Genomic DNA, 22,849 nt, shown 5'->3' on the forward strand with positions numbered 1-22,849 from the left:
CTCAGTCCTTCCCCAGCGCACCGGAGTCGCGGAGCGCGGTGATCGTCGCGTCGTCGTAGCCGAGCCCGCGCAGCACGCGGTCGGTGTCGGCACCCATCGCCGGTGCCGGTCGGGTCGGGGCGCGGTCGGCGCCGGGTGGCCCCACCCGGACCGCGCTGCGCAGGGTGCGGACCGTCCCGAACGCCTCGTGGTCGGTCTCGGCGATGAGGTCGCGCTCGAGCGTGTGCGGGTCGGTCAGGGCGCCGGCGACGTCCCGGATCGGGGCGCACGGGATGGACGCCGCGTACAGCGGCGCCAGCCACTGGTCGGTCGTCCGGGTCCGGAACATGGCCTCGAGCTGCGGGATCAGCTGCTCCCGATGCCGGCCGCGCTCGGCGAACGTCGCGAACCGCGGGTCCTGCGCGAGGTCCGGGCGGTCCAGGACGACGGTGAGGCGCTGCCAGAACTTCTCCTTGGCGCAGCCGACGACCAGCCAGCCGTCGGCGCTCTCGAACGCCTGGAACGGCACCAGCGACGGGTGCGCGGACCGCCGGGTGCGGCCCGGCTCGTAGCCCTCGGTCAGGTGCCAGGTCCCGGGGTAGGTCAGCAGGCTGATCGCGGTGTCGTAGAGCGAGAGGTCGCAGTCGGTGCCGACGCCGTCGCGCCGGGCCGCGTGCACGGCGGCCAGCAGCGAGATGGCCGCGACGTAGCCGCCGCAGTAGTCGACCAGCGACAGGCCGGTCTTCTGCGGGGCGTCGCCCGGCTCGCCGGTCAGCGACATCCAGCCGCCGAGCGCCTGCAGCACGTAGTCGTAGCCGGGCTCGGTGGCGCGCGGCCCGGTCATCCCGAACCCGGTCAGCGAGCAGCACACGATCCGCGGGTTGATCTCGGCGAGGTCGGCGTAGCGGATGCCGAGCTTGGCCGGGACGTCGCCGCGCAGGTTGGAGTAGACGGCGTCGGCGCCGCGGACGAGATCGTGGAACACCCGGCGTCCCTCGGTGGTGCGCACGTCGAGGGTGATCGAGGCCTTGTCCCGGTTGAAGGACTGGAAGAACAGCGAGTCGGCGTCCGCGGTGTAGGGCGGGACCGTGCGGCCCACGTCGCCCCCCGCCGCGGGGTCCTCGATCTTGATGATCTCGGCGCCGAGCTCGGCCAGGTGCATCGACCCGAACGGCCCGGCCCCGTACTGCTCCAGGGAGACGATCCGGATGTCGGCCAGCGGTCGCATGCTCATGCGTCCTCCACCGTGAGCGGCTTCTCGGCCTGCGGGAACAACGACGCCGCGCCCTCGGCCGAGCTCTTGTGGACGTAGAAGGTCCGGCGGAAGCCCAGCACCTCGGCCGCGTCCTGGTTCAGGGTGCGGGTCCGGACGGTGACGATCCCGGCCGTCGGCCGGGACCGCGACTCGCGCTTCTCCAGCACGATCGACTCCGACCAGAGCGTGTCCCCGGCGTACACCGGGGCGGTGAGCTGCACGTCGTCGAGCCCGAGGTTGGCGAACGCGTTCTGGGTGAGGTCGGTGACCGACTGCCCGATCGCGATGGAGATCGTCAACGGCGAGACGACGAGCATCCGGCCGAACTCCGAGGAGGCACCCACCTGGGCGTTGAAGTGCGCCTGGTTGGTGTTCATCGTCAGCAGGGTGAACCAGGTGTTGTCGGTCTCGGTGATCGTGCGCCCGAGGGGGTGCTGGTAGACGTCGCCCACCTCGAAGTCCTCGAAGAACCGTCCCTGCCAGCCCGGCTTGATCGTCACGTGCTCGACCCCTTCGTCGTCGCGTCCCCGGCGCCGTCACAGCCACCGGGACCGAGTTCGGACGTTAAACGTCAGACACTTTCGTCGCAAGGGGTCGTCCTCGTCGAAAGCCCAGTAAGGAGCCATGACGAGCCTGGTGGAGTGAAGTCTGATGATTGCCCGTGTCCGGTCGGCGTCGGCGGGGCGGACTCGGTAGGGTTGGGCACTCCCACCGGCGTGCGGCGGGACGGAGAGCGAACCGCGGAGCGTGACGATGAGCCCGAGTGCGGACGGCGCGGGCACCGCGCGACCCGCCGGTCCGCCGGCCGCGCGGCTCCAGGTGCAGCGGGTCCGCCCGGCCTACCGGCAGGTCGCCGACGAGCTGCGCTCGCAGATCATGCGCGGCGCGCTGGCGCCCGGCACGCGACTGCCTGCCGAGTCCGAGCTGACCGGGATGTTCGGTGTGAGCCGGTCGACCGTGCGCGAGGCGCTGCGGGTGCTCACCAGCCAGCACCTGATCGACACCCGGCGCGGGGTGCAGGGTGGCTCGTTCGTCGCCGCGCCCGACCCCGCCCAGGTCGTGGAGGACGTGGGCGGCGCGCTCGGCGTGCTGGTCGCGACGCCGCGGCTGGGGATGTCCGACCTGCTGGAGGCGCGCCTGCTGCTCGAACCGGCCGCGGCCCGTCTCGCCGCCCAGCGGGCGGCCCCGGAGACGATCGAGGCGCTGCGGATCGCCGCGTCCTCACCGCGGGACCCGCGGGACCCCAGTGGCTTCGTCGAGCACATGGACTTCCACACCACGGTGCTGATGGCGACCGGCAACCTGATGCTGACGATGATGGGCCAGCCGGTGGGCGACGTGCTCCGCACCCGGCTCGACCGCGCCGCGGTGGCGCCGGAACGGTGGACCGAGGTGGACTCCTGCCACGCCGAGATCACCGAGCACATCGCCCGCGGCGAGGCGGCCGAGGCCGAGGAGGCCATGCGCAGCCACCTGCTCGACCTGCGGGAGCTCTACTCCCGGCCGGGGGCCTGGAAGGCGGACTGAGCGCGCACGCTCACACGTCCGCCGTGGCGGGGGACAGCCGCACCCTGGCGAGCCGCTCGACCAGCTCGGGCAGTGCGCCGACCGGGCTGCCCCGCAGGTCGTCGCAGGCCTGCCGGACGGCCGCGGTCACCGCGTCCGGGCAGGTACCGGGGCCGAGCTCCTCGAGGAGCCGGGCCACGGCGTCCGTGGCGAGCGCCAGGTCCGGGGTCACCGGCCGCTCCGCGGCAGCGCCGCCGGGCGGGAGGGAACAGGGAACCGGTCCGAACCGAGTCGCAACCGTGTTCCGCACATACAGACCTCCATCGCCGACAAGCTCGTTCGTCCGTGGTGGGGTACCCCGTCCGGCGACGGTCTAACCGCCGATCCGATGATCGGGATCGAGCAGCCCGTGGTGCAGCGCGCGCAGGACGGCCCGGGTGCGGTCCCGGGTGCCCAGCTTGAGCAGCACGCTCGAGACGTGGTTCTTGACCGTCCCCTCGGCCAGGAACAGCGTCCGGGCGATCTCCCGGTTGGCGTAACCGGCGGCGAGCAGCCGCAGCACCTCCAGCTCGCGGCCGGTCAGCGGCTGCACCCGGGCGTCGTCGGGGGGCGGGGGTGTCTCGCGCACGGCGCTCAGCAGGCGCTCGGTCACCGCCGGGCTGATCAGGGTGCCGCCGTCGGCCAGCGTGCGGACCGCGCCGACGAGCTGCTCCAGGGTCACGTCCTTGAGCAGGTAGCCGCGGGCACCGGCACGCAGCGCGCGCAGGACGAGCTCGTCGTCGTCGAACGTGGTCAGCACCAGCACCGGGACGTCGATCCCGCGGGCCCGGAGCTCGCCGAGCGCCCACAGCCCGTCGTGACGGGGCATGCGCAGGTCGAGCAGGACGACGTCGGGCCGGTGCCGCACGACGGCGTCCACCCCCTCGGCGCCGTCCCCGGCCTCGCCGACCACCTCGATGCCCTCGGCCAGCCCGAGCAGGCCGCGGATGCCGTGGCGGACCAGCGTCTGGTCGTCGACCAGGCACACCCGGACGGTCACGGCAGCACCGCCGTCACCGCGAACCCGGTCGGGTGGGCCGGTCCGTACTCGGCGGTCCCGCCGTGAGCGGCGGCGCGCTCGGAGATCCCGCGCAGGCCGTTGCCGGGGACCCCGACGGGGCCGCCGCGGCCGTCGTCGCGGGCGCGCAGGCGCAGGCCGCCGCCGGGCTCGGCGTCGACCTCGATCCAGACGGTGGCGGCGTCGCCGTGCCGGATCGCGTTGGTCAGGATCTCCTGCACGCACCGGACGACGGTGACCGTGCGGTCCTCGTCGGGTTCGACGCCGTCGGCGACCCGGACGTGCACGACCGGGCGGGGGAGCCGGGCGGAGATCCGGTGCAGCGTCGTGGCCAGGTCGGGTGCCCGGCGGCGCACCTCGCCGACGGTGGACCGGACGTCGGCGAGCAGCTCGCGGGCGATCCCGCGGGCCCGGTCGACGTGCTCGGCGGTGTCCCGTCCGTGGGCGGCGATCTCCAGTTCGAGGGTGAGCGCGGTGAGCTGGTGCCCGACCAGGTGGTGCAGCTCGCGGGCGATGCGCAGGCGCTCCTGCGCGCGGCTGGACTCGGCGAGCGCGGCGCCGGCGGCGGCGAGCTCGGTGTGGGCGACGGCGAGCTCGCGCCGGGCGGCCTCCTCGCGCACGAGCGCGACGGTCAGCAGCACCGACGCCGTCTGCAGCATCAGGTAGATCACGGCCACGGTGAGCACGGCGACCGGGCCGCTGCCGGACAGCACCCCCGCGAGCGCGACGACGCCGACGTTGACCAGCACGATCGCCGCCGTCACCCGGCCGGGGCACAGGTGCACCGAGAGCGCCGCGGTGACCACGAGCAGGATCGGGACCCAGCCGAACCCGGGCGCCAGCAGGACCAGCGCCGCGGCCGCGGCCACCAGCACGGCCAGCACGGCGCGGGCCGGGCCGCGCCCGACGACGTCCTCCAGCCAGCCCGCGACGACGAGCCCGCCGAGGAACACCGCGTAGACCGACCACCACAGCCACGGGGGGCCGAGGGTGCGGCCGCCGCCGTCGGCCAGCTGTTCCAGCGCGACCGGTACGGCGAGCACGGCGCAGAGCACGGTCATGGTCGCTCCGGCGACGATGCTGGGTTCGATCCGGCGCACGACGGACAGGGTAGGGCGACCGGGCGGCGAGGGGTCAGTGCCGGAAGTCATGGGCGGTTCGCACGACGTCCGGCACTGCCGCCGGCCGGGTCCCCGCCGCCACGATCTCCGGTCATGGACGCGATCGAGGTGCACGACCTGCACAAGCGCTACGGCGACCGGACCGTGGTCGACGGGATCGGCTTCGGTGTCCCGGCCGGATCGGTGACCGGCGTGCTCGGGCCCAACGGTGCCGGGAAGACGACCACCGTGGAGTGCGTGGCCGGGCTGCGCCGGCCCGACCGCGGGCACGTCCGGGTGCTCGGACTCGACCCGCGCCGGGACCGCCGGGCGGTCCGTGCGGTGCTGGGCGTGCAGCTGCAGGCCGCGGCGCTGCACGACATGCTCACCGCCGGGGAGCTGGTGCGCACCCACCGGGCGTTGCACCGCGACGGCGCCGACCCGGCCCGGCTGCTCGCCGCGGTCGGGCTCACCGACGTCGCCGCGACCCGGTTCGACCGGCTCTCCGGCGGCCAGCAGCAGCGGCTGTCGGTGGCCCTGGCGCTGGTCGGGAACCCACGGGTGGTGATCCTCGACGAGCTGACCACCGGCCTGGATCCGCGGTCCCGGGAGGAGGTGCTCGATCTCGTCCGCAGGCTGGCGGCGAGCGGGACGACGGTCCTGCTGGTCACGCACCGGACCGACGAGATCGAGCGGCTCTGTGACCGGGTGCTGCTGCTCGACGGCGGCCGGGTGGTCGCCGACGCCGCGCCGGCCGAGCTGGTGGCCGCGGCCGGCGTCGCCGTCCGGGTGCGGTTCCGGACGACCGGCCCGCTGGACCGGCCGGCGCTGCGGGCCCTGCCCGGCGTCCGCGCGCTGGAGCGGGTGGGGGAGGAGATCGTGGTCTCCGGCGACGGCGACCTGCTCGGCGCGGTGGGCCCCGAGCTGGTGCGCCAGGGGGTCCTCGCGACCGGCCTGCGCGAGCAGCGTCCGAGCCTGGACGACGCGTTCCTGGCCCTGACCGGCCGGGAGCTGCCCGAGGCCGGGGTGCCCGCATGAGGGCCGGGACCCGTACCGGGGGGCTGCCGGCGGCCGGGTGGCTCGCACTGGTCGGTGCCGAGACCCGGATGGTCGCCCGGGACACCGCGGGCCTGGTCGTCCCGCTCGCGCTCCCGCTGCTGATCCTGACCATGGTCGGCTTCGCCGCCCTCGGCGACGGCACCGCGCTGGAGGTGACGGGGCTGCCGCTGGCGATCGCGACGGTGCTCGGCCTGGTCGGGATCGTCAACGTGCCCAGCTTCCTGGCGACCTACCGGCGCAGCGGGGTGCTGCGCCGGCTCGGTGTCACCCCGGCCGGCCCGGTGCCGGTGCTCGTCGCGCAGGCGGTCGTCGGGTTCGGACAGGTGCTCGCCGGGGCGGGGCTGGCACTGGTCGTCGCGGTGGCGGGGTTCGGGGCCGGGCTGCCGGCGGCCCCGTGGACGGCGGCGGGCGGGCTGCTGCTGGCGACGGCGGCCTTCTTCGGGCTCGGCGCGCTGGTCGCGGCGCTGGCCCGTACGGCGAACGCGGCGATCGCCGCCGGCCTCGTGCTGTTCCTCGGCACCGGGGCGCTGGGCGGCATGTTCGGCGACCCGGCGGCGTTGCCCGGCCCGCTCGCCGACGCCGGCCGGGTGCTGCCGTTCGGGGCGACCGTGCAGCTGCTCGGCGCGGCCTGGCAGGGCGTCCCGCCGGGGGTGGCGCCGGTGCTGGGGCTCCTGGGCACGGCGGTCCTGGCCGGGCTCGGGGCCGTCCGCTGGTTCCGCTGGGACTGATGTGCCCGGCGGTGCCACCGATCCGGTGGTCATCGGGCCACGGGCGCCGAACCGGGCTAGTTTGGGATCCATGAGCGGAACCGGGTCGCTGGTCCTGCGGACCGTGGCCTGGTGTGCCGGCGCCGTGCTGGTGGGCGCCGCCGTGCTGACCGCGGCCGTCGTGGGCTTCGGGGCGCTCGTCGGACCGGCCGAGGCGGAGGCGGACAAGCAGATCGACACCGCCGCGGTGGCGGCGCGGGACTTCGCCCGGCTCGCCGAGACCGACCCGCGTGCCGCGCTCGTGTCGTGCAGCCCGGCCCGCGGCACCGACTTCGACGCGCTCGCCGGGGCGCTGCCGCCGGGGGCACGGGCGGGTGAGGCGCGCTACGCCGTCGCCGACGGCGAGGTCGTCCTGCTCGCCGCCCCGATCGTCGGGACCGAGGGTGAGAACGACGGCGACCGGGCGGTCTGGGCCTACGGCCGGCAGGGCTTCGCCGCCGTCACCGAGGACGCCAGGGCCCTGTCACCGGGCCTGCCGGGCCCGCGGATCTACGCCCTGGACCCGTCGTCGCCGGGTGTGGTCCGGGCGGCGAGCTGCGTCGAGGCCGCGCAGCGGGTCACCGAGCGGGTCTCGCCCGCCGGCGGCCGCTGATCCGCCCGTCCCGCGGCGCAGGGTTGGACGGCCGCGGAACGGGAACGCTGCGGTCGGAAGCACACGACCCGAACGCGACGGAGGAATCCACGGTGGCGAACGAACTCGAGGGCCGGACGGTGGCGATCCTGGCCACGGACGGGGTCGAGCAGGTGGAGCTGACCCAGCCCCGCGAGGAGCTGCAGGCGGCGGGGGCACGGGTCGATCTCGTGTCGCTGTCCACCGGGTCGATCCAGGCGATGAACGGTGACATCGACAAGGCGGACACGTTCGACGTCGACCACGCGGTGGGCGACGTGTCGGCCGAGGGCTACGACGCGCTGGTGCTGCCCGGCGGCACCATGAACCCGGACACGCTGCGGACCGACGCCGCGGCGGTGGCGTTCGTGCAGGCGTTCTTCCGGGCGGGCAAGCCGGTCGGCGCGATCTGCCACGGACCGTGGACCCTGATCGAGGCCGACGTGGTGCGGGGCCGGACGCTCACCTCGTTCCCGAGCATCCGCACCGATCTGCGCAACGCGGGCGCGACGGTCGTCGACGAGCAGGTCGTCTGCGACGAGGGCCTGGTGACCAGCCGCAACCCCGACGACCTCGACGCGTTCTGCGCGAAGCTGATCGAGGAGTTCGAGGAGGGCAAGCACCCGGTGCTGCGCGAGGGAGCCACCGCCTGAGCGACGGCGGTACGGGCACGGCCCGGGTCCCGGTCACGGGATCCGGGCCGTTCCGTGTTCCGGGCCGTTCGGTGTTCCGGGCCGTTTGCCCGGTGGCCCGCCGGGTAGCCGACCGTGGTGCCGGTGGGTGCGGTGCCGTCCCCCCCGCCCGCACCCGCCGGCACTCGTCCGTGGTGACCATCGGACGGACGGACGACCGCGAGGAGACCGCGTGCCCGACAACCCGACCGCCCAGCAGCAGGACCCGCCCGGCGGCACCGGACCGATGAACCCGCACCCGCGCGACGAGATGCGCGACTACCGGGGCCGGGACCTGCTCGCCGGCCAGGTCGCGCTGGTGACCGGCGGCGACTCCGGGATCGGCCGCGCGGTGTGTGTGGCGTTCGCCAAGGAGGGCGCCGACGTCGCGCTGGCCTACCTGTCCGAGGACGGCGACGCCGAGCACACCGCCGAGCTCGTCCGGGCCCAGGGCCGGCGCTGCCTGACCCTGCGCGGCGATCTCGGCGACGCCGGGCACTGCGCGGAGATCGTCCGGCGCACCGTGGACGAGCTGGGCCGGCTCGACGTGCTGGTGAACAACGTCGCCACCCAGGAGCCGTACGACTCGCTGTCCGACATCACCGACGAGAAGTGGCTGCGCACGTTCGAGGTGAACATCCACAGCTTCTTCCGGGTCACCCGGGCCGCGCTGGACCATCTCCCGGACGGCGGGGCGATCATCAACACCGGGTCGGTGAACGGGCTGCGCGGCAACCCGACGCTGATCGACTACTCGGCGACCAAGGGCGCGGTGCAGTCACTGACGCACTCGCTCGCGCAGTCGCTGACCGGGCGCCGGATCCGGGTCAACTGCGTGGCTCCAGGTCCGGTGTGGACACCGTTGATCCCGGCGACGATGCCGGCGGACACCGTGGCCGGCTTCGGCGAGCAGACGCCGATGGGCCGGGCCGCGCAGCCCGACGAGATCGCCCCGTCGTACGTGTTCTTCGCCGCCCCGGCCCTGTCGTCCTACTACACCGGCGAGGTACTCGCCCCGGTCGGCGGCGAGACCATGCCGGGCTGACCCCACCGGGCCCCGCTCTCCCCGACCCGCCCCCGCTCCCGCCCGATCCCGCACTCATGGAGCTTCGGCCCGGTCACCCGAGGCCGAAGCTCCATGAGTGGAACCGGGGCGGGGTGTGGGAGGTGGGTCAGGAGTCCGTCTCGGTGATCTCGGCGCCCTCGGCCGCGCGCTGGACCGACTCGCAGCCCTTCTTCGCGGCCGCCTTCGTCTCGTAGGCCTCGCCGACGGCGACGACCTGCCCGTTGGTGGCCTTCAGCCGGAACCGGAACTTGCCGCCGCGGTCCTCGTACACCTCGAACTTGCCTGCCATGACGGGCCTCCTCGTCCTCGTGCGGAGCGATGGCTGTCGCTCCTGTCGACGGACCTGGACGTTAGGCCATTCGGCCTAACGATGCGGGTCGGAACGGCCGCCCGTGCGGGATACCTTTCGGGTGACGCACGATCGTGCAGCCGACGTTCCTCATCCGGCGCGGCCGGCGCCGTCGTCGGGACGGGTCAGCGCCCGCAGCTCGCGCGAGAGCAGCTCCAGGCCGTGGATCCGGGCGTGCAGGGCCTCGATCCGGGACTCGGCGGCCGTCCGGTACAGCTCGATCCGGCGACGGCGGTCGTCGTCCACCGGGCCACCGGCCCGCAGCTCGGTCCTGGCCGCGTCCATCGTGGACAGCAGGTCGAGGATCTGTTCCGGGTCGAGGTCGAGCGGGCGCAACGTCTTGACGAAGCGGAGCCGTTCCACGTCGTCCTCGGTGTAGAGGCGGAAACCGCCCGCGCTGCGCGCCGACGGTGTCACCAGGCCCAGCTCGTCCCAGTGCCGGATCGTCCGCAACGACAGGCCGACCCGGCCCGCCACCTCGCCGATCTGTTGCACGCGTCCCTCCTCGCAGGCGAACGGCGACGGTACCGTCGCGGTCCGGCGCCGGCGTTCAGCGGGCTCTCAGCGGGGGCGTCGTTCTCAGTGCTCGCACAGCGAGCGGTTCCTACGGTGATCCCCATGCCGACAGCACTGGTCACCGGGGGAAGTCGCGGGCTCGGAGAGGCGTACGCCCGAGAGCTCGGCGAACGCGGGTACTCCGTCGTCCTCGTCGGGAGCGACCGCGCACCCCTCGATGCCGCGGCCGAGCGGGTCGGGCGGGCCACCGGCGCCATCGTCGAGACCCTGGTGGCGGACCTGGCCGACCCGGCCGGGATCGCCGCCGTCGAGCACCGCCTCGTCGACCGCTACCTGCCGATCGAGCTGCTGGTGAACAACGCGGGCGTGGAGTGCGACGGCAGGCCCGCCGTCGCGCCGGCCGGTGACCGCGCCGCTGAGGTCGACGGCAAGGTCGCCGCGTTGGTGCGGCTCACCCGGGTGGCCGTCGCGACGATGGGCGGGCGCGGCCGGGGTGGCGTCCTCAACGTCGCCGGTCTCACCGGGGACCCGTCGTCCGGAGAGCACGCCTACGGCGAACTGCGGTCCCGGGTGCTGGCGTTCACCGAGTCGGTGACGGCCTCCCTGCCGGGGACCGGGGTCGCCGTGACGGCCGTCGTCGCCGGTCGGGTCCGGGCCGAGCACGACCCGGCCGGACCGCGGCTGGACCCGGCGGTGGTGGCGTGCCGGTCACTGGACGATCTCGCCCGGCGGCGGCCGGTGTCGGTGCCCGGCCGGGTCCACCGGGCGCTCGCGGGGCACCTCGGATCGCCGCGGACCGCGGTGCGCCTCGCGGCCCGGCTCGCCGGCCGCGGCCGGGAGGGCTGTGCGGGGTCCGGTCACGGCCGTGGCGGCGACGCCGGGACCACCCGGCCGTCGCCGGTGCCCGGCCCGTTCCGGGGTGCGCCGTCGCCGGTCCGGCCCGCCGACGACGCCGGTCTGCTCCCGGCGCTGCCGATCCGCCCGGCGCTCGCCCCGGCCGGGCACGGTCTCCGGTCCGGCCGCCCGGCCGGTGCGCGCCGGGCCGTCCGGTGGTCCGCGCCGCTGCCGGGACTGCCGGAGCTGCCGGTCCTGCAGCGCCCGGTGCAGCCCGGCCGGCCGGACCCGGTCACGGTCCCGGTCGCCGCGGGGTGATCCCGCGGCCCGCGCGGAGCGTCGAGGAAAGCGGCATTCCGGACAGATGTGACGAGCGTCGCGATCATCGCGGGTGTCGGGAACGGGACGGGATGCCCTAGCGTTCGGCAGGACGAAGGGGAGTACTCCCGAACACGGCGGCATCGTCAGTACGGAACCGCGAGCGGATCCCGGTGCCACCGGTCCACGTGTCACGTGGGCGGAGGAGACCTTCAGCGCCCCCCCAACCGCGCTGGAGGAAATCCGCATGAACGTCCCCCTCTGGGTGTGGCTCGCCACGGTCGCCGTGGTCGTCGGCATGCTCGTCTTCGACTTCGTCGGCCACGCCCGCGACCCGCACGAGCCCACCCTGCGAGAGTCCGCGATCTGGTCGGTCGGCTACATCGCGATCGCCCTGCTGTTCGGCGTCGGTGTCGGTGTGTTCTCCGGCTGGCAGTACGGCGGCGAGTACATGGCCGGCTGGCTGACCGAGAAGGCGCTGTCGGTCGACAACCTGTTCGTCTTCCTGCTGATCATGACCAGCTTCGCGGTGCCGAAGGTGCACCAGCAGAAGGTGCTGCTGATCGGTATCGCGATCGCGATCGTCATGCGCGGTGCGTTCATCGCGGTCGGCGCGGTGATCATCGAGCAGTTCGTCGCCGTCTTCTACCTGTTCGCGATCATCCTGTTCTGGCTGGCCTGGTCGCAGATCCGCGAGGCGCTGTCGTCGGAGGACAAGGAGTCCGACGCCGGTGACTCCCGGCTGATCCGGATGGTCCGCCGGGTGCTGCCGACCTCCACCGAGTACGACGGCGCCAACCTCACCACCCGGATCGACGGCAAGCGCCTGCTGACGCCGATGGCCCTGGTCATCGTGGCGATCGGCCTGACCGACCTGCTGTTCGCGTTCGACTCGATCCCGGCGATCTTCGGCCTGACCCAGGAGCCGTTCCTGGTGTTCACCGCGAACGCCTTCGCCCTGCTCGGCCTGCGCCAGCTGTACTTCCTCATCGGCGGGCTGCTGGAGCGGCTGATCTACCTGGCGCACGGGCTCTCGGTCATCCTCGCCTTCATCGGCGTGAAGCTGACCCTGCACGCGCTGCACGAGAACAACGTGCCGTTCATCAACGGGGGACAGCCGGTGCCGGTCCCGGAGGTGCCGATCTGGCTGTCGCTGCTGGTCATCACCGGGACCATCGCGGTCGCCGCGGTCGCCAGCCTGGTCGTGTCGAGGCGCCGCGCCGCGGCGGGCACCGGTGCGGACGCGCCGTCGCCCGCGGTGGGCTCCGACGACGACACGACCGGACGGCCCGCGTCCGGGACACCGGACGGCTCCGCCCCGGCGACGACCGACGGCTCCGGCGCCGATCCGGCCCGCCCGGCCGGCACCCGCCGGTAACCGACCCGGCCCCGCCCTTTCCCCGGCCCCGCACCGCTGACCGGACGGTGCAGCTCTCCCCGGCGTGTCCGGCTGCGGGGGCGGGGGTGCGGGCCGGGGGAGGCGTGCCGGTGGGACGTGGTGAGCCGCTCATCGCTCCGGCACGCGGAGTTTTGTCCGTTTAGCTACGATGGGCGGGGTCCGCCGGAGTCTCGGAATCCCTGGTCGCGAGCCGGGGCCGGGGAGGAGGAACCATGTCCGCCACACTGCCGCCCCCGCCGTCGTCGCAGCCTGCCGACGGGGTACCGGATCCCGACCCGCGGTCCGGGGCCCGCCCGCTCGACCGGGCCGAGGAGCGGGCGCTGTCCGGTCTGGAGGGTGAGCTGCGCCGGTCGGACCCGGGGCTCGACTCCGAGATGGCCGTCCTCGAGGACTCCGCGCGGTCCGCGGCTCCCGGCGGCTCGGCCGACCGGGTGCTGCAGGCCGTCGCGGTCGCGGTGATCGTCCTCGTCCTCGTGCCGACGGACTGGCTCGCCGGGTTCCTGTCGTTCGGGCTGCTGCTCGGGGTGCCCGCCGCGATGGCCCTCATCGCGGCCCGGGCCCGGCGCGAGGGCATCGCCCGGCGGGACGGTGCCACCGGCGAGGAGCCCCGCGACCGGTGACGCACCGGCGCTGACGACGCCGCGGGTACGGCCGGGCCGACCCGGCGGGCAACGGCCCTCCGCCGCGTCGGACCGGACGCCGGCCCGGGGTCAGGCGTCCGGCGCCGCGACGGCGGCCGCGGTCGGGTCCGTCGTCGTGGCGACGGTGGGCAGGCCGAGGTGCTCGCGCAGCGTCGTCCCGGTGTACTCGGTGCGGAACGAGCCACGCTCCTGCAGCAGCGGCACCACCCGGTCGGCGAACTCGTCGAGCCCGCCCGGTGTCACGTGCGGGACGAGGACGTAGCCGTCGGCGGCGTCGGACTGGACGGCGTCGTCGATCGCCGCCGCGACCGTCGCCGGGGTGCCGACGAAGGTGTGCCGGGCGGTGGTCTCGATGACGGTCTCGCGCAGCGACAGGTTCTTCTCCGCCGCGAGCGCCCGCCACTGGTCGGCCACGGCCTTCGGGTCGCGGTACTGCCGCACGCTCGCCCGCCCCTTCGAGACCAGCTCGCCCTCGACCGGGTCGAACTCGGGCAGCGGGCCGTCCGGGTCGCGGCCGGACAGGTCGGTGTTCCAGAGCTGCTCCGCGAACACGATCGCGGTCTGCGGGCTCACCTGCTGGTGCCGCACGACCTCGGCGCGTTCGGCCGCCTCGGCGTCGGTGTCGCCGAGCACGAACGTGGCCGCCGGGAGGATCTTCAGGTCGTCCCACGCACGGCCGTAGCGGGCGAGGCGGCCCTTCACGTCGGCGAGGAACGCGCGGCCGGCCGCCGGCTCGGCGTGCCGGGAGAAGATCGCGTCGGCGGACGCGGCCGCGAACTCCCGGCCCTCCTCGGAGTCGCCGGCCTGCAGGATCACCGGCCGGCCCTGCGGGCTGCGGGGCAGCGCGAACCGCCCGCGGACGTCGAACTGGTCGGAGACGACGTCGAAGGTGCCGCGGTCCTGCGGCCCGGAGCGCGAGTCCCAGATCGCGGCCGCGGCGGCGAGCTGCTCCTTCGCCCGCGAGTACCGCTTCTCCTTCGGCAGGAAGCCGCCCCGCCGGAAGTTCTCGCCGGTGAAGGCGTCCCACGAGGTCACGACGTTCCAGGCGGCCCGCCCGCCGGACAGGTGGTCCAGCGAGGCGAACTGGCGGGCCACGTCGTACGGCTCGGTGAACGTCGAGTTGATCGTCCCGGCCAGCCCCAGCCGCTCGGTGACCGCGGCCAGCGCGTTCAGCACCGTGAAGGTGTCCGGGCGGCCCATCACGTCGAGGTCGTAGATCTCCCCGCGGTGCTCGCGCAGCCGCAGCCCCTCGGCGAGGAACAGGAAGTCGAACCTCGCCCGCTCCGCGGTGCGGGCGAAGTGTGCGAACGACTCGAACGCGATGTGGCTCCCGGACGCCGGATCGCTCCACACCGTCGTGTTGTTGACGCCCGGGAAGTGCGCGGCCAGATGGATCTGCTTGCGCGCCATGTCGGTGCCTCCGGTTCGCGGTACGGGGTCCTACCGGTGCAACACCCGCCGCGCGACCGTGTTCCCGGCCAGCTGCGCCAGCTGCACGATGACCACGATGACGGCGACGGTCAGCAGCGTGACCGGCCAGTTGAACTGCTGGTAGCCGTAGGCGATCGCGAAGTCGCCCAGCCCGCCGCCGCCCACGTACCCGGCCATCGCCGACATGTCGACCACGGCGATGAAGGTGAACGTGTAGCCGAGCACCAGGGGCGCCAGCGCCTCGGGCACCAGCACGCTCCAGACGATCCGGAACCGGCTCGCCCCCATCGCCCGCGCGGCCTCCACGACGGCCGGGTCGACCGACACCAGGTTCTGCTCGACGATCCGACCGATGAAGAACGTCGCCATCGCGACCATCGGGAACAGCACCGAGCGGGTGCCGATCGTCGTGCCCATCACCAGCAGCGTCAGCGGGCCGACGGCGGTGATGAAGATGATGAACGGGATCGGCCGCACCAGGTTCACCAGCACGTTGAGCACGCCGAACACCGCGCGGTTGGCGAACAGGCCACCGGCCCGGGTGGTGTGCAGCGCGACGCCGAGCAGCAGGCCCAGCACGCCCGCGAGCAGCATCGTCCAGAACACCATGTAGACGGTCTGGGCGAGGGCCAGCCAGAGCACCGGCTGCAGTGTGGTCCAGTCGGTGTTCATGCGGGCTCCGTCACCCGGGCGGTCCGGGACAGCTCGTCGATACAGGACTGCACGGCCGGGTCGTCGCCGGTCAGCTGCAGGGTGAGGCTCCCGACCGGGCGCCCGGCCAGCTCCCGGACGCCGCCGTGCACGACGGTGCCGCGCACCCCGTGCCCGGCCGGGACCCGGGAGATCGCGTCCAGGGTCTCGGCGGCCGGGGCACCGGCCCCGCCGACCGCGACGGTCACCAGCCGTCCGGGGTGGCGTGCGCGCAGCCGGGCCACCGTCTCCGCGGACGGCTCGTCGTGCCGGACGCCGTGCACGAACCGGGCGGTCGCCGGGTGCGACGGCGCGGCGAACACGTCGTACACGTCGCCCTGCTCGATGACCGCGCCGCGTTCCATCACCACGACCCGGTCGCAGATCGCCGCGACCACCTCCATCTCGTGGGTGATCACCACGACCGTGGTCCCCAGCTCGCGGTTGACCCGGCGCAGCAGCGCGAGGACCTCGCGGGTGGTCTCCGGGTCGAGCGCGCTGGTGGCCTCGTCGGCCAGCAGGATCGACGGCGACGTCGCGAGCGCCCGCGCGATGCCGACCCGCTGCTTCTGCCCGCCGGAGAGCCGGGCCGGGTAGCGCCCGGCGAGCTCGGACAGCCCGACGAACTCCAGCAGCTCCGCGACCCGCGCCCGGCGTGACTCCCGGGACCAGCCCGCGACCCGCAGCGGGTAGCCGACGTTGCCGGCCACCGTGCGGGAGTTCAGCAGCGCGAACTGCTGGAAGATCATCCCGACGTCGGCGCGCAGCTCGCGCAGGCCCCGCTCGGTCAGCTCCGAGGTGACCCGGTCCCGCACCGTGACGGTGCCCGACGTCGGCAGCTCCAGGGCGTTGATCATCCGGACCAGGGTCGACTTCCCCGCCCCCGACCAGCCGATCACGCCGGTGATCCCGCCCTCGGTGACGTCGAGGTCCACCGAGTCGACCGCGGTCACGGCGGCCGCCCCGGAGCCCCGGCGGGCGGCGAAGGTGCGGGTCGCGCCGGAGAACGAGATGACCACCGGCGGAGCGGCCGCCGTGCTCATCAGCCGGCCCGCAGCTGCTGCTCGATGCCGGCCAGGGTCTGCTGCAGGTCCTCCGGGGTGTTGTCCCGGAAGACCCCGTCCGCGCCGAGGTCCTTGCGCGCCGCGTCGAGCACCTGCTGGTCGTGGTAGATCCGGACCAGCGTCGCGTAGGCCGGGTCCTGGGCCTGATCGGCCCGGGCGACGAACAGGTTGATGTAGGGCTTCGCGGCGTCGGAGTCCGGGTCCTCGCCGTAGAGCACCTGGTCCGCGGTCAGGTTCGCCGCGGTCGCGAAGTTGTTGTTGACGATCGCCCCGTCGGCGCTCGGCAGGTTCGCCGCGGTCTGGGCGGCGTCGACCGGCGTCACCGTGACCTTCGAGGCCGCCCGGTCGACGTCGGCGGGCGTCGAGGTCGTGGTGCCGCCGTCGGTGAGCTTCAGCAGCCCGGCGGACTGCAGCACGTTCAGCGCCCTGGCCTGGTTGACGGCGTCGTTCGGGATCACGATCTGGCCGCCCTGGGGGACCTGCGCGAGATCGGTGTGCTTCGTCGAGTACAGCGGCAGCGGGTAGACCGCGGTCGCCCCGATCGGGACCAGCGTGTCGTCGTTCTGGACGTTGTAGTTGGCCAGGTACTGCAGGTGCTGGAACTGGTTCAGGTCGAGCTGACCCTGCGACAGCGCCGGGTTCGGCTGGTTGTAGTCGGTGAAGTTGACCAGCTCGACCGTGATGCCCTCGGCGGCGGCCTTCCCGGTGAAGGTGTTCCAGTAGGGCTCCGCGGCGTCGGCCACGCCGATCCGGACGGTCCGGGTGTCCCCGTCACCCCCGGAGCCCGACTCACCGGGTGCGGCGCAGCCCACGGCGAGGACGACGGCGGGGATCAACACGGTCAGCGCACGCAACAGGCGCATCGGGGTTCCTCTCGGTCCCGTCCCGGCGGGCGGATCGCGCCGGCGGGGACGGAACGGTGGTGCGGGGGAGCGTGCCGGGGTCGCGCCGGCACCCGCCGGGGCGGGTGCGCGACGTGGTCCGGGGCGCCGGGCGGGAACGGGTGTCCCGGGGGCACGACCGGGACCGGGCCGCCGGACCGGGCCGCTCCCGGGTGCGGGGCGGACCGATCCGGCGGGGCGGTCGGCACGGAGATCGAAACTACAGCGGGCGGATCGGGGACACCGGGTCGCCGCGACGAAGCTCACGAACCGGGCACGGGCCGGGCCCCGCCGGGCCTCAGGGCCCGACCGGTGCCCCGACGTCCTCGATCACCGCGCCGACGTCGACCCGCTCGCGGAGCACGCCGTAGTCGGCGTACCGGTCGGCGACGCCCTGCAGCTCGGCCGTCAGCTCGGGGGTGAGCGGCTCGGACGCGCGCAACGCCCGCTCCGCCATGAGGTCCGCGACCGCGGCCGGCCGGTCGGTCAGCTCGCCGTAGATCCGGGCGTTCTCCTGCGGGTTGTCCCGGGCCCACTGCAGGGCCCGGCCGTAGCGCTCGGTGAAGTCGGCCAGCGCGGCCCGGGTGTCCGGGTCGTCGAGCGCCGCGGTGTTCGCGTCGAGGAAGGTCAGGCCGGTGCCGAGCCCCTTCGCGTCGCGCAGCACCCGGGCGCCGGACTCCTGCTGGGCGACGGCGGTGTACGGGTCCCATGTGGACCAGGCGTCGATCGCGCCGGAGTTCATGGCGGCGGCCGCGTCGACCGGCTGCAGGAACGAGATGGTCACCTCGTCCGGCCGCACCCCGGCCTCCTCCAGGGCACGCAGCAGCAGGTAGTGCCCGATGCTGCCCTGGGTGGTCGGCGAGACGGTCCTCCCGCGCAGGTCGGCGACCGAGCGGATCGGCGAGTCCTTCCCGACGAGCAGGGCGAGCCCGCCCTGGCTCGGCGACCGGGTCGCCTCGACGATCCGGATCCGGTCGGTCGACGACAGCGCGGTGAGCGTCGGCGCGTCACCGGCGATGCCGAGGTCGATCGCCTCCCCGCGCAACGCCTCCAGCAGCGGGGCGGCGGCCGGGAACTGGCTCCACTCGACCCGGTACGGGCTGCCGTCGAGCGCCCCGGACGCCTCGACCAGTGCCTGCTGGATCCCGGCCTGGTCGCCGACCCGCAGCGTCACCGGCCCGTCGTCGGCCCCGGCCCCGCCGGAGCAGCCGGCGAGCACCAGCGCGAGCGTGGTGAGCAGCGCGGGGGCGAGGAGACGGCGGGTCACGGTGTGGGCTCCGGATCGGTGAGCGGGGTGAGCGAGGGGAGGTTCACGACGATCCCCTCCTGGGTGCTGCGCGAGATGACGACGACGGCCGGGTGCTCCGGGTCCGGGTTCTCCTCGCGGTGCGGGACGTAGGGCGGTACGAACACGTAGTCACCCGGTTCGGTCTGCAGCACGACCTCGCCGGAGCCGTCGTGGAAGACGAACCGGGGCCGCCCGCTGACGACGTAGATCGAGGTCTCGGCCTCGCCGTGGTGGTGGTCGCCGGAGTTCGTCGCCGGGGCCACGTGCGTCTCGCCGGTCCACAGCTTCGACGAGCCGACGGTGCGGCCGCTGACCGCCTCGCGGCGGCGCATCCCGCTGGTCTGGGCGGTGTCACCGGTGAGGTCGGCGCCGCGGACGAGGTGCACCCTCGCGTGCGCCGGGACGCCTGCGTGCAGGTCGGGGTGGAAGTCGTCGGTACTCATCGTGGGGATCGCTCCAGAACGGTCAGGGTGTGTGCGGTGAGGAACTCGGCCACGGTGCGCTCCAGGTCGGCCCACAGCGCGGCGGCCGGTCCGGTGTCGCGCAGCGTGGCGAGCGCGCCCTCGGTCGCGCGGACGACGTCGGCGACGGTGATCTCCCCCGCCGGGCGGGCCAGCCGGTAGCCGCCCTCGCAACCGCGCCGGCTGGCGACCAGCCCCGCCCGGCGGAGCTGCAGCATGACGTTGACCAGCGAGTTCAGCGGGACGCCGCGGGCGCGGGAGATCGCGTCGCAGGTGACGGTGCCGCCGTCGGCGTCGACCAGCTCGGCGAGCGCGTGCAGGGCGTGGTCGAGCCGGGCGGACACGTTCAGCGGCGCGGCCCGGCGGGCCCGGGCCGCCGCGGGCACCGGCGCGGCCGGAGCGGTGGGCCCGGCCGGGTCGGTGAACCGGGCGCCCTTCGCCAGGCGTTCCAGGAACAGCACGAGCCGGGCGGCGACGATCCGGTGGAACTGGTCGTTCAGCACGTCGTGCACCCCGTCGGCGACGACGGCGACCTCGTCGCCGGCCCGCGCGAGCCCGCGGACGGCCGCGACCGGTGCTATCGGGTCGGCGTCGCCGTGCAGCCAGAGCACCGGCAGGGCGGGCAGCGGGTCGGCGGGCACCGGCGGCGGCGGACCGCTGAGCGCGCCCCAGCCGAACTCGGGATCGGCCTCCAGCACGCCGCGGTGCACCGGGCAGGCCGTGCGGGCGTCGAGCTCGCCCGCGTGGTCGCCGGGGCCGGGTGCGGACCCCGGACTGCCCGCCGGTAGCCCGGCGAGCACGAGCCCGTCCGCCCCGACGGTGCCGCCGGCGGCGAGTGCCCAGGCCCGCAGCGCACCGGTGTCCGAGCCGAGCAGCACCCGGGCCCCGGTGACACCGTCGAGCACGGCCGCGATCTCCTCGTCGGCGGCGGCCGGGGACACCGCGGCGACGGTCCAGCCGTCGGCGGCGAGCCTGCGGCCGAGCCGGGCGTAGATCCCCGGGTGCTCGCCGCGCCCGGAGAGGACGGCGACGGTGCCCCGGGAGACCCCCTCCGGTGCCCGGACGACCGCGCCGGTCGCGGGAGCGCTCACGCCGGGACCCCCTGTGCCGTGGCGTCGCGGTCGAGCCCCCGCCGGGCCAGCTCCGTGCGGACCGCGGGCAGCAGCTCACGGCCGTAGCGGCGGGCGTCGGCGATCGGGTCGTAGCCGCGGATCAGCAGCGTCGACACGCCGATCCCGACGTAGTCGGCGAGCGCGGCGGCGACCGTGTCCGGTGTGCCGACGAGCGCCGTGGAGTTGCCGGCCGCCCCGGACGCCGCAGCGGTCGCCGTCCACAGGCAGCGGTCGTGCAGCTCGCCGGACGCGGCGGCGGCGAGCAGCCGCTGCGAGCCGACGTTGGGCGGGGGACCGGCGTCGCGCATCCGGTTCCCGGTGAACGAGCCTTGCCCGCCCTTCGCGGCGACGATCCCGTCCCGGATCGCGTGCGCGCGCTCCCACGCCTCGTCCTCGGTGTCACCGAGGATCGGCCGGAACGACACGCTGATCCGGGGCGGCTCGGTGCGCCCGGCGGCGCGGGCGGCGTCGTGCACGTGAGCGATCTGCTCGGCGGTGCCGGCCAGCGGCTCGCCCCAGAGCGCGAACACGTCGGCGTGCCGGCCACCGACCCGGTAGGCGGCGTCGGAGGACCCGCCGAAGTACACCGGGATCGGGGCGAGCGGCCGGATCTCCTGGCGCACGCCGGCGACCCGGTAGTGCTCCCCGGCGTGGTCGAACGCGTCCGGGTCCGACCACGCCCGGCGCAGCACCGTGAGGTACTCGTCGGTGCGCGCGTAGCGCTGCTCCTTGTCCAGCCAGTCGCCGTCGCGGCGCTGGTCGGTGTCGCTGCCGCCGGAGATGACGTGCATCGCGACCCTGCCGCCGCCGGAGAAGTGGTCGAGGGTGGCGTACTGGCGGGCGGCCAGGGTGGGCGCGGTGAACCCGGGCCGGTGCGCGACCAGGAACCCGAGACGCTCGGAGTGCGCGGCCCCGTACGCGGCGACCTGCAGACCGTCCGGTGTGGACGACGAGTGGCCGACCAGCACCCGGTCGAAGCCGCCCTCCTCGTGCGCGGCGACGAACCGCCGCACGGTGTCGCGGTCGACGACCGGGCCCGTGGCGGGCCGGATCTCCGAGACCTCCTGGGTCCCGATCATGCCGATGAACTCGACGGACATGGGTCCTCCTCAGTGCACGCCGAGGCGGCCGAGCAGCTCGGCACGCAGGCGCTGGAAGTCGGGACGGGTGACGTCGCGGGGCCGGTCGAGGTCGACGGGGGCGTCGTGGGCGATCCGGCCGCCGTCCATGACGAGCACCCGGTCGGCCAGCACCAGCGCCTCCTCGACGTCGTGGGTCACCAGCAGCACCGCGCAGCGGTGCCGCTGCCACAGCTCGTCGACCAGGCCGCGGGCGGTGATCCGGGTGAGCGCGTCGAGCGCGGAGAACGGCTCGTCGAGCAGCAGCAGGTCCGGCTCCCGGACCAGCGCCCTGGCCAGTGCGGCGCGCTGGGCCTCGCCGCCGGAGAGCACCTTCGGCCAGACGTCGCTGCGGTGCGAGAGCCCGACCTCGGCCAGCGCGGCCTCCGCGCGGGCCCGGTCCGGGCGTCCGGGCAGCCCGAGCACGACGTTGCGCCACACCTTCTTCCACGGCAGCAGCCGCGGGTTCTGGAACCCGACGGCACGCCGCCGGGCGACGGTGACCTCGCCGGAGACGTCGGAGTCGAGGTCGGCGAGTATCCGCAGCAGGGTGGACTTGCCGCAGCCGGAGGCCCCGAGCAACGCCACGAACTCGCCGGGCGCGATGTCGAGGTCGAGACCCTCGATCACCGCGCGGTCGTCGAACCGCCGGGTCAGGCCGCGGACCTCGACCGGCCTCACCGTCCGCTGAACGCCGGTCGCCATGCCAGCAACCCCCTCTCCAACAGCCGCACGACGGCGTCGCCGAGCAGTCCCAGCAGTGCGTAGAGCGCGAGGCAGACGACGATGACGTCGGTCTGGAAGAACTCGCGGGCGGTGTTCATCTCGTAGCCGATCCCGGAGGTTGCGTTGATCGTCTCGCCGAAGACCAGGGCCAGCCACGCGGTGCCGAGCGCGTAGCGCAGGCCGACCAGGAACTGCGGCATCGCCGAGGGCAGGATCACGTGCCGGACCTGCCCGAACCAGCCCAGACCCAGGGTCCGGGCCGCCTCGACCAGCGTGGCGTCGACGTTGCGGATGCCGCCGAACAGGTTCATGTAGAGCGGGAACGTGACGGCCAGCGCGATCAGCGCGATCTTCGGTTCCTCGCCGATCCCGAACCAGATGATCAGCAGCGGGATGAGCCCGATCACCGGGACCGTGCGCAGCATCTGGACCGGGGCGTCGATGACGTCCTCACCGCGCCGGAACAGCCCGGACACCGTGGCCAGGACGACGGCCGCGACCAGGCCGATCGCGATCCCGGACAGCACCCGCACGGTGGAGACGGCGACGGCGCTCTGCACCGCGCCCTCGGCCCACATCCCGGCGGCGGTCGTGGCCACCGTGGCGGGGGAGGCGAGCACGTCGCGCGGCAGCACACCGGTGCTCGACAGCACCTGCCACAGCGCGACGAGCACGACCGGCGACGCGGTCTTGACCGCCCACCGCGGCACCCGGGCGGGCCCGCGGGCCCGGTGGCCCCGCAGGGTCTCGACGTCGGGCGGGGCCTGGGCCCTGGCCCGTTCGGACGTGGTCGTCATGGCGGCTCCTGGGTACGCGGGAGCACGGCGGCACCCGGGCGTACGGCGGTGCGGCCGTGGGAGGAGGGACGTGCGGCGACGGCCCGGCGCGCGGCGCCGGGGTGCGGTGCACGTGGCACTGCGGGAGAGCGTCAGGGACCCTCGGTAGGGGTCG

Annotated in this window: 26 protein-coding genes; 9 read left to right on the plus strand and 17 right to left on the minus strand. The window is 74.6% G+C overall.

Annotated features, from left to right (window positions below):
* Position 1: 1 nt before the first annotated feature.
* Together AFB00_RS22065 and AFB00_RS22070 are read right to left on the minus strand one after the other, a co-directional pair.
* The gene (locus tag AFB00_RS22065; RefSeq protein WP_231974023.1) at positions 2 to 1,213 is read right to left on the minus strand and encodes a CaiB/BaiF CoA transferase family protein; all 1,212 of its coding nucleotides are present in this window, start codon (positions 1,211 to 1,213) and stop codon (positions 2 to 4) included.
* Positions 1,210 to 1,734 carry a MaoC family dehydratase gene (locus AFB00_RS22070; protein WP_068798776.1) on the minus strand — a complete coding sequence of 175 codons (525 nt, stop codon included), beginning with the start codon at positions 1,732 to 1,734 and terminating at the stop codon, positions 1,210 to 1,212. Before AFB00_RS22070 ends, AFB00_RS22065 begins: the two co-directional genes overlap by 4 nt.
* Positions 1,735 to 1,987: 253 nt before the next feature.
* Between AFB00_RS22070 and AFB00_RS22075 the strand changes: the two genes are divergently transcribed.
* The gene (locus AFB00_RS22075; RefSeq protein WP_083275743.1) at positions 1,988 to 2,761 is read left to right on the plus strand and encodes a FadR/GntR family transcriptional regulator; all 774 of its coding nucleotides are present in this window, start codon (positions 1,988 to 1,990) and stop codon (positions 2,759 to 2,761) included.
* A gap of 10 nt (positions 2,762 to 2,771) precedes the next feature.
* Here the strand turns inward: AFB00_RS22075 and AFB00_RS22080 are convergent, their stop codons facing one another.
* From AFB00_RS22080 to AFB00_RS22090, 3 genes are all read right to left on the minus strand, one after another.
* Entirely contained in the window at positions 2,772 to 2,972 is a 201-nt protein-coding gene (locus AFB00_RS22080) for a three-helix bundle dimerization domain-containing protein (protein ID WP_068798777.1), read from the minus strand.
* 141 nt (positions 2,973 to 3,113) lie between these two features.
* Positions 3,114 to 3,779: a response regulator gene (locus tag AFB00_RS22085; RefSeq protein WP_068798778.1), complete on the minus strand. Its 666-nt coding sequence runs from the start codon at positions 3,777 to 3,779 to the stop codon at positions 3,114 to 3,116.
* Positions 3,776 to 4,897, minus strand: a complete 1,122-nt coding sequence (locus AFB00_RS22090) for a sensor histidine kinase (protein ID WP_068798779.1) — start codon at positions 4,895 to 4,897, stop codon at positions 3,776 to 3,778. Before AFB00_RS22090 ends, AFB00_RS22085 begins: the two co-directional genes overlap by 4 nt.
* 114 nt (positions 4,898 to 5,011) lie before the next feature.
* Between AFB00_RS22090 and AFB00_RS22095 the strand changes: the two genes are divergently transcribed.
* The 5 genes from AFB00_RS22095 to AFB00_RS22115 all read left to right on the plus strand — a co-directional run bounded on the left by AFB00_RS22095 (position 5,012) and on the right by AFB00_RS22115 (position 9,049).
* A complete protein-coding gene (locus AFB00_RS22095; protein ID WP_068798780.1) occupies positions 5,012 to 5,935 on the plus strand; it encodes an ABC transporter ATP-binding protein in 924 nt (307 codons plus the stop codon).
* Entirely contained in the window at positions 5,932 to 6,684 is a 753-nt protein-coding gene (locus AFB00_RS22100) for an ABC transporter permease (RefSeq protein WP_068798781.1), read from the plus strand. Before AFB00_RS22095 ends, AFB00_RS22100 begins: the two co-directional genes overlap by 4 nt.
* Before the next feature lie 70 nt (positions 6,685 to 6,754).
* Entirely contained in the window at positions 6,755 to 7,315 is a 561-nt protein-coding gene (locus AFB00_RS22105) for a hypothetical protein (protein ID WP_068798782.1), read from the plus strand.
* Between the two features lie 92 nt (positions 7,316 to 7,407).
* Positions 7,408 to 7,986 carry a type 1 glutamine amidotransferase domain-containing protein gene (locus AFB00_RS22110; protein ID WP_068798783.1) on the plus strand — a complete coding sequence of 193 codons (579 nt, stop codon included), beginning with the start codon at positions 7,408 to 7,410 and terminating at the stop codon, positions 7,984 to 7,986.
* A gap of 265 nt (positions 7,987 to 8,251) precedes the next feature.
* Positions 8,252 to 9,049 (plus strand): SDR family oxidoreductase, encoded by a 798-nt coding sequence (locus AFB00_RS22115; RefSeq protein ID WP_068800557.1) that lies wholly within the window; start codon positions 8,252 to 8,254, stop codon positions 9,047 to 9,049.
* A gap of 127 nt (positions 9,050 to 9,176) precedes the next feature.
* Here the strand turns inward: AFB00_RS22115 and AFB00_RS22120 are convergent, their stop codons facing one another.
* Together AFB00_RS22120 and AFB00_RS22125 are read right to left on the minus strand one after the other, a co-directional pair.
* On the minus strand, positions 9,177 to 9,359 hold the full coding sequence (locus AFB00_RS22120; RefSeq protein ID WP_068798784.1) for a YegP family protein: 183 nt from the start codon (positions 9,357 to 9,359) through the stop codon (positions 9,177 to 9,179).
* A 150-nt stretch (positions 9,360 to 9,509) separates the two neighbouring features.
* Positions 9,510 to 9,914: a MerR family transcriptional regulator gene (locus tag AFB00_RS22125; protein WP_068798785.1), complete on the minus strand. Its 405-nt coding sequence runs from the start codon at positions 9,912 to 9,914 to the stop codon at positions 9,510 to 9,512.
* Positions 9,915 to 10,037: 123 nt separating this feature from the next.
* On the opposite strand from AFB00_RS22125, the gene AFB00_RS22130 reads away from it, so the two are divergent.
* The 3 genes from AFB00_RS22130 (at position 10,038) to AFB00_RS22140 (ending at position 13,106) form a co-directional block, all read left to right on the plus strand.
* Positions 10,038 to 11,087 carry an SDR family NAD(P)-dependent oxidoreductase gene (locus AFB00_RS22130; protein ID WP_068798786.1) on the plus strand — a complete coding sequence of 350 codons (1,050 nt, stop codon included), beginning with the start codon at positions 10,038 to 10,040 and terminating at the stop codon, positions 11,085 to 11,087.
* Between the two features lie 247 nt (positions 11,088 to 11,334).
* The gene (locus AFB00_RS22135) at positions 11,335 to 12,465 is read left to right on the plus strand and encodes a TerC family protein (RefSeq protein WP_068798787.1); all 1,131 of its coding nucleotides are present in this window, start codon (positions 11,335 to 11,337) and stop codon (positions 12,463 to 12,465) included.
* 233 nt (positions 12,466 to 12,698) lie between these two features.
* The gene (locus AFB00_RS22140) at positions 12,699 to 13,106 is read left to right on the plus strand and encodes a DUF3040 domain-containing protein (RefSeq protein ID WP_068798788.1); all 408 of its coding nucleotides are present in this window, start codon (positions 12,699 to 12,701) and stop codon (positions 13,104 to 13,106) included.
* Between the two features lie 90 nt (positions 13,107 to 13,196).
* Here AFB00_RS22140 and AFB00_RS22145 read toward each other — a convergent pair whose 3' ends face one another.
* The 10 genes from AFB00_RS22145 to AFB00_RS22190 all read right to left on the minus strand — a co-directional run bounded on the left by AFB00_RS22145 (position 13,197) and on the right by AFB00_RS22190 (position 22,695).
* Positions 13,197 to 14,537: an NtaA/DmoA family FMN-dependent monooxygenase gene (locus AFB00_RS22145; RefSeq protein ID WP_068798789.1), complete on the minus strand. Its 1,341-nt coding sequence runs from the start codon at positions 14,535 to 14,537 to the stop codon at positions 13,197 to 13,199.
* A 30-nt stretch (positions 14,538 to 14,567) separates the two neighbouring features.
* Entirely contained in the window at positions 14,568 to 15,230 is a 663-nt protein-coding gene (locus AFB00_RS22150; RefSeq protein WP_068798790.1) for a methionine ABC transporter permease, read from the minus strand.
* Positions 15,227 to 16,291, minus strand: coding sequence for a methionine ABC transporter ATP-binding protein (locus AFB00_RS22155; RefSeq protein WP_068798791.1), 1,065 nt, complete (start codon positions 16,289 to 16,291; stop codon positions 15,227 to 15,229). The genes AFB00_RS22150 and AFB00_RS22155 overlap by 4 nt, the downstream gene beginning before the upstream one ends.
* A complete protein-coding gene (locus AFB00_RS22160) occupies positions 16,291 to 17,175 on the minus strand; it encodes a MetQ/NlpA family ABC transporter substrate-binding protein (RefSeq protein WP_068798792.1) in 885 nt (294 codons plus the stop codon). The genes AFB00_RS22155 and AFB00_RS22160 overlap by 1 nt, the downstream gene beginning before the upstream one ends.
* A 316-nt stretch (positions 17,176 to 17,491) precedes the next feature.
* The gene (locus tag AFB00_RS22165) at positions 17,492 to 18,460 is read right to left on the minus strand and encodes an ABC transporter substrate-binding protein (RefSeq protein WP_068798793.1); all 969 of its coding nucleotides are present in this window, start codon (positions 18,458 to 18,460) and stop codon (positions 17,492 to 17,494) included.
* Positions 18,457 to 18,924 (minus strand): cupin domain-containing protein, encoded by a 468-nt coding sequence (locus tag AFB00_RS22170; RefSeq protein WP_068798794.1) that lies wholly within the window; start codon positions 18,922 to 18,924, stop codon positions 18,457 to 18,459. Before AFB00_RS22170 ends, AFB00_RS22165 begins: the two co-directional genes overlap by 4 nt.
* Positions 18,921 to 20,033: an Rrf2 family transcriptional regulator gene (locus AFB00_RS35615; RefSeq protein ID WP_068798795.1), complete on the minus strand. Its 1,113-nt coding sequence runs from the start codon at positions 20,031 to 20,033 to the stop codon at positions 18,921 to 18,923. The genes AFB00_RS22170 and AFB00_RS35615 overlap by 4 nt, the downstream gene beginning before the upstream one ends.
* The gene (locus tag AFB00_RS22180; protein ID WP_068798796.1) at positions 20,030 to 21,154 is read right to left on the minus strand and encodes an LLM class flavin-dependent oxidoreductase; all 1,125 of its coding nucleotides are present in this window, start codon (positions 21,152 to 21,154) and stop codon (positions 20,030 to 20,032) included. Before AFB00_RS22180 ends, AFB00_RS35615 begins: the two co-directional genes overlap by 4 nt.
* 9 nt (positions 21,155 to 21,163) lie before the next feature.
* Complete coding sequence (locus AFB00_RS22185) at positions 21,164 to 21,877, minus strand: ABC transporter ATP-binding protein (RefSeq protein WP_068798797.1); 714 nt, start codon at positions 21,875 to 21,877, stop codon at positions 21,164 to 21,166.
* The gene (locus AFB00_RS22190; RefSeq protein WP_068798798.1) at positions 21,850 to 22,695 is read right to left on the minus strand and encodes an ABC transporter permease; all 846 of its coding nucleotides are present in this window, start codon (positions 22,693 to 22,695) and stop codon (positions 21,850 to 21,852) included. Before AFB00_RS22190 ends, AFB00_RS22185 begins: the two co-directional genes overlap by 28 nt.
* Positions 22,696 to 22,849 lie beyond the last annotated feature (154 nt).

The sequence above is a fragment of the Pseudonocardia sp. HH130630-07 genome, assembly GCF_001698125.1.
Taxonomy (GTDB): Bacteria; Actinomycetota; Actinomycetes; order Mycobacteriales; family Pseudonocardiaceae; genus Pseudonocardia.

Excerpts from the sequence above, each read along its gene's own strand:
- AFB00_RS22065 (WP_231974023.1), bottom strand. The coding sequence starts at position 1,213 with ATGAGCATGCGACCGCTGGCCGACATCCGGATCGTCTCCCTGGAGCAG.
- AFB00_RS22075 (WP_083275743.1), top strand. The coding sequence starts at position 1,988 with ATGAGCCCGAGTGCGGACGGCGCGGGCACCGCGCGACCCGCCGGTCCG.
- AFB00_RS22095 (WP_068798780.1), top strand. The coding sequence starts at position 5,012 with ATGGACGCGATCGAGGTGCACGACCTGCACAAGCGCTACGGCGACCGG.
- AFB00_RS22100 (WP_068798781.1), top strand. The coding sequence starts at position 5,932 with ATGAGGGCCGGGACCCGTACCGGGGGGCTGCCGGCGGCCGGGTGGCTC.
- AFB00_RS22105 (WP_068798782.1), top strand. The coding sequence starts at position 6,755 with ATGAGCGGAACCGGGTCGCTGGTCCTGCGGACCGTGGCCTGGTGTGCC.
- AFB00_RS22115 (WP_068800557.1), top strand. The coding sequence starts at position 8,252 with ATGAACCCGCACCCGCGCGACGAGATGCGCGACTACCGGGGCCGGGAC.
- AFB00_RS22120 (WP_068798784.1), bottom strand. The coding sequence starts at position 9,359 with ATGGCAGGCAAGTTCGAGGTGTACGAGGACCGCGGCGGCAAGTTCCGG.
- AFB00_RS22130 (WP_068798786.1), top strand. The coding sequence starts at position 10,038 with ATGCCGACAGCACTGGTCACCGGGGGAAGTCGCGGGCTCGGAGAGGCG.
- AFB00_RS22135 (WP_068798787.1), top strand. The coding sequence starts at position 11,335 with ATGAACGTCCCCCTCTGGGTGTGGCTCGCCACGGTCGCCGTGGTCGTC.
- AFB00_RS22140 (WP_068798788.1), top strand. The coding sequence starts at position 12,699 with ATGTCCGCCACACTGCCGCCCCCGCCGTCGTCGCAGCCTGCCGACGGG.
- AFB00_RS22145 (WP_068798789.1), bottom strand. The coding sequence starts at position 14,537 with ATGGCGCGCAAGCAGATCCATCTGGCCGCGCACTTCCCGGGCGTCAAC.
- AFB00_RS22150 (WP_068798790.1), bottom strand. The coding sequence starts at position 15,230 with ATGAACACCGACTGGACCACACTGCAGCCGGTGCTCTGGCTGGCCCTC.
- AFB00_RS22155 (WP_068798791.1), bottom strand. The coding sequence starts at position 16,291 with ATGAGCACGGCGGCCGCTCCGCCGGTGGTCATCTCGTTCTCCGGCGCG.
- AFB00_RS22160 (WP_068798792.1), bottom strand. The coding sequence starts at position 17,175 with ATGCGCCTGTTGCGTGCGCTGACCGTGTTGATCCCCGCCGTCGTCCTC.
- AFB00_RS22170 (WP_068798794.1), bottom strand. The coding sequence starts at position 18,924 with ATGAGTACCGACGACTTCCACCCCGACCTGCACGCAGGCGTCCCGGCG.
- AFB00_RS22180 (WP_068798796.1), bottom strand. The coding sequence starts at position 21,154 with ATGTCCGTCGAGTTCATCGGCATGATCGGGACCCAGGAGGTCTCGGAG.
- AFB00_RS22185 (WP_068798797.1), bottom strand. The coding sequence starts at position 21,877 with ATGGCGACCGGCGTTCAGCGGACGGTGAGGCCGGTCGAGGTCCGCGGC.
- AFB00_RS22190 (WP_068798798.1), bottom strand. The coding sequence starts at position 22,695 with ATGACGACCACGTCCGAACGGGCCAGGGCCCAGGCCCCGCCCGACGTC.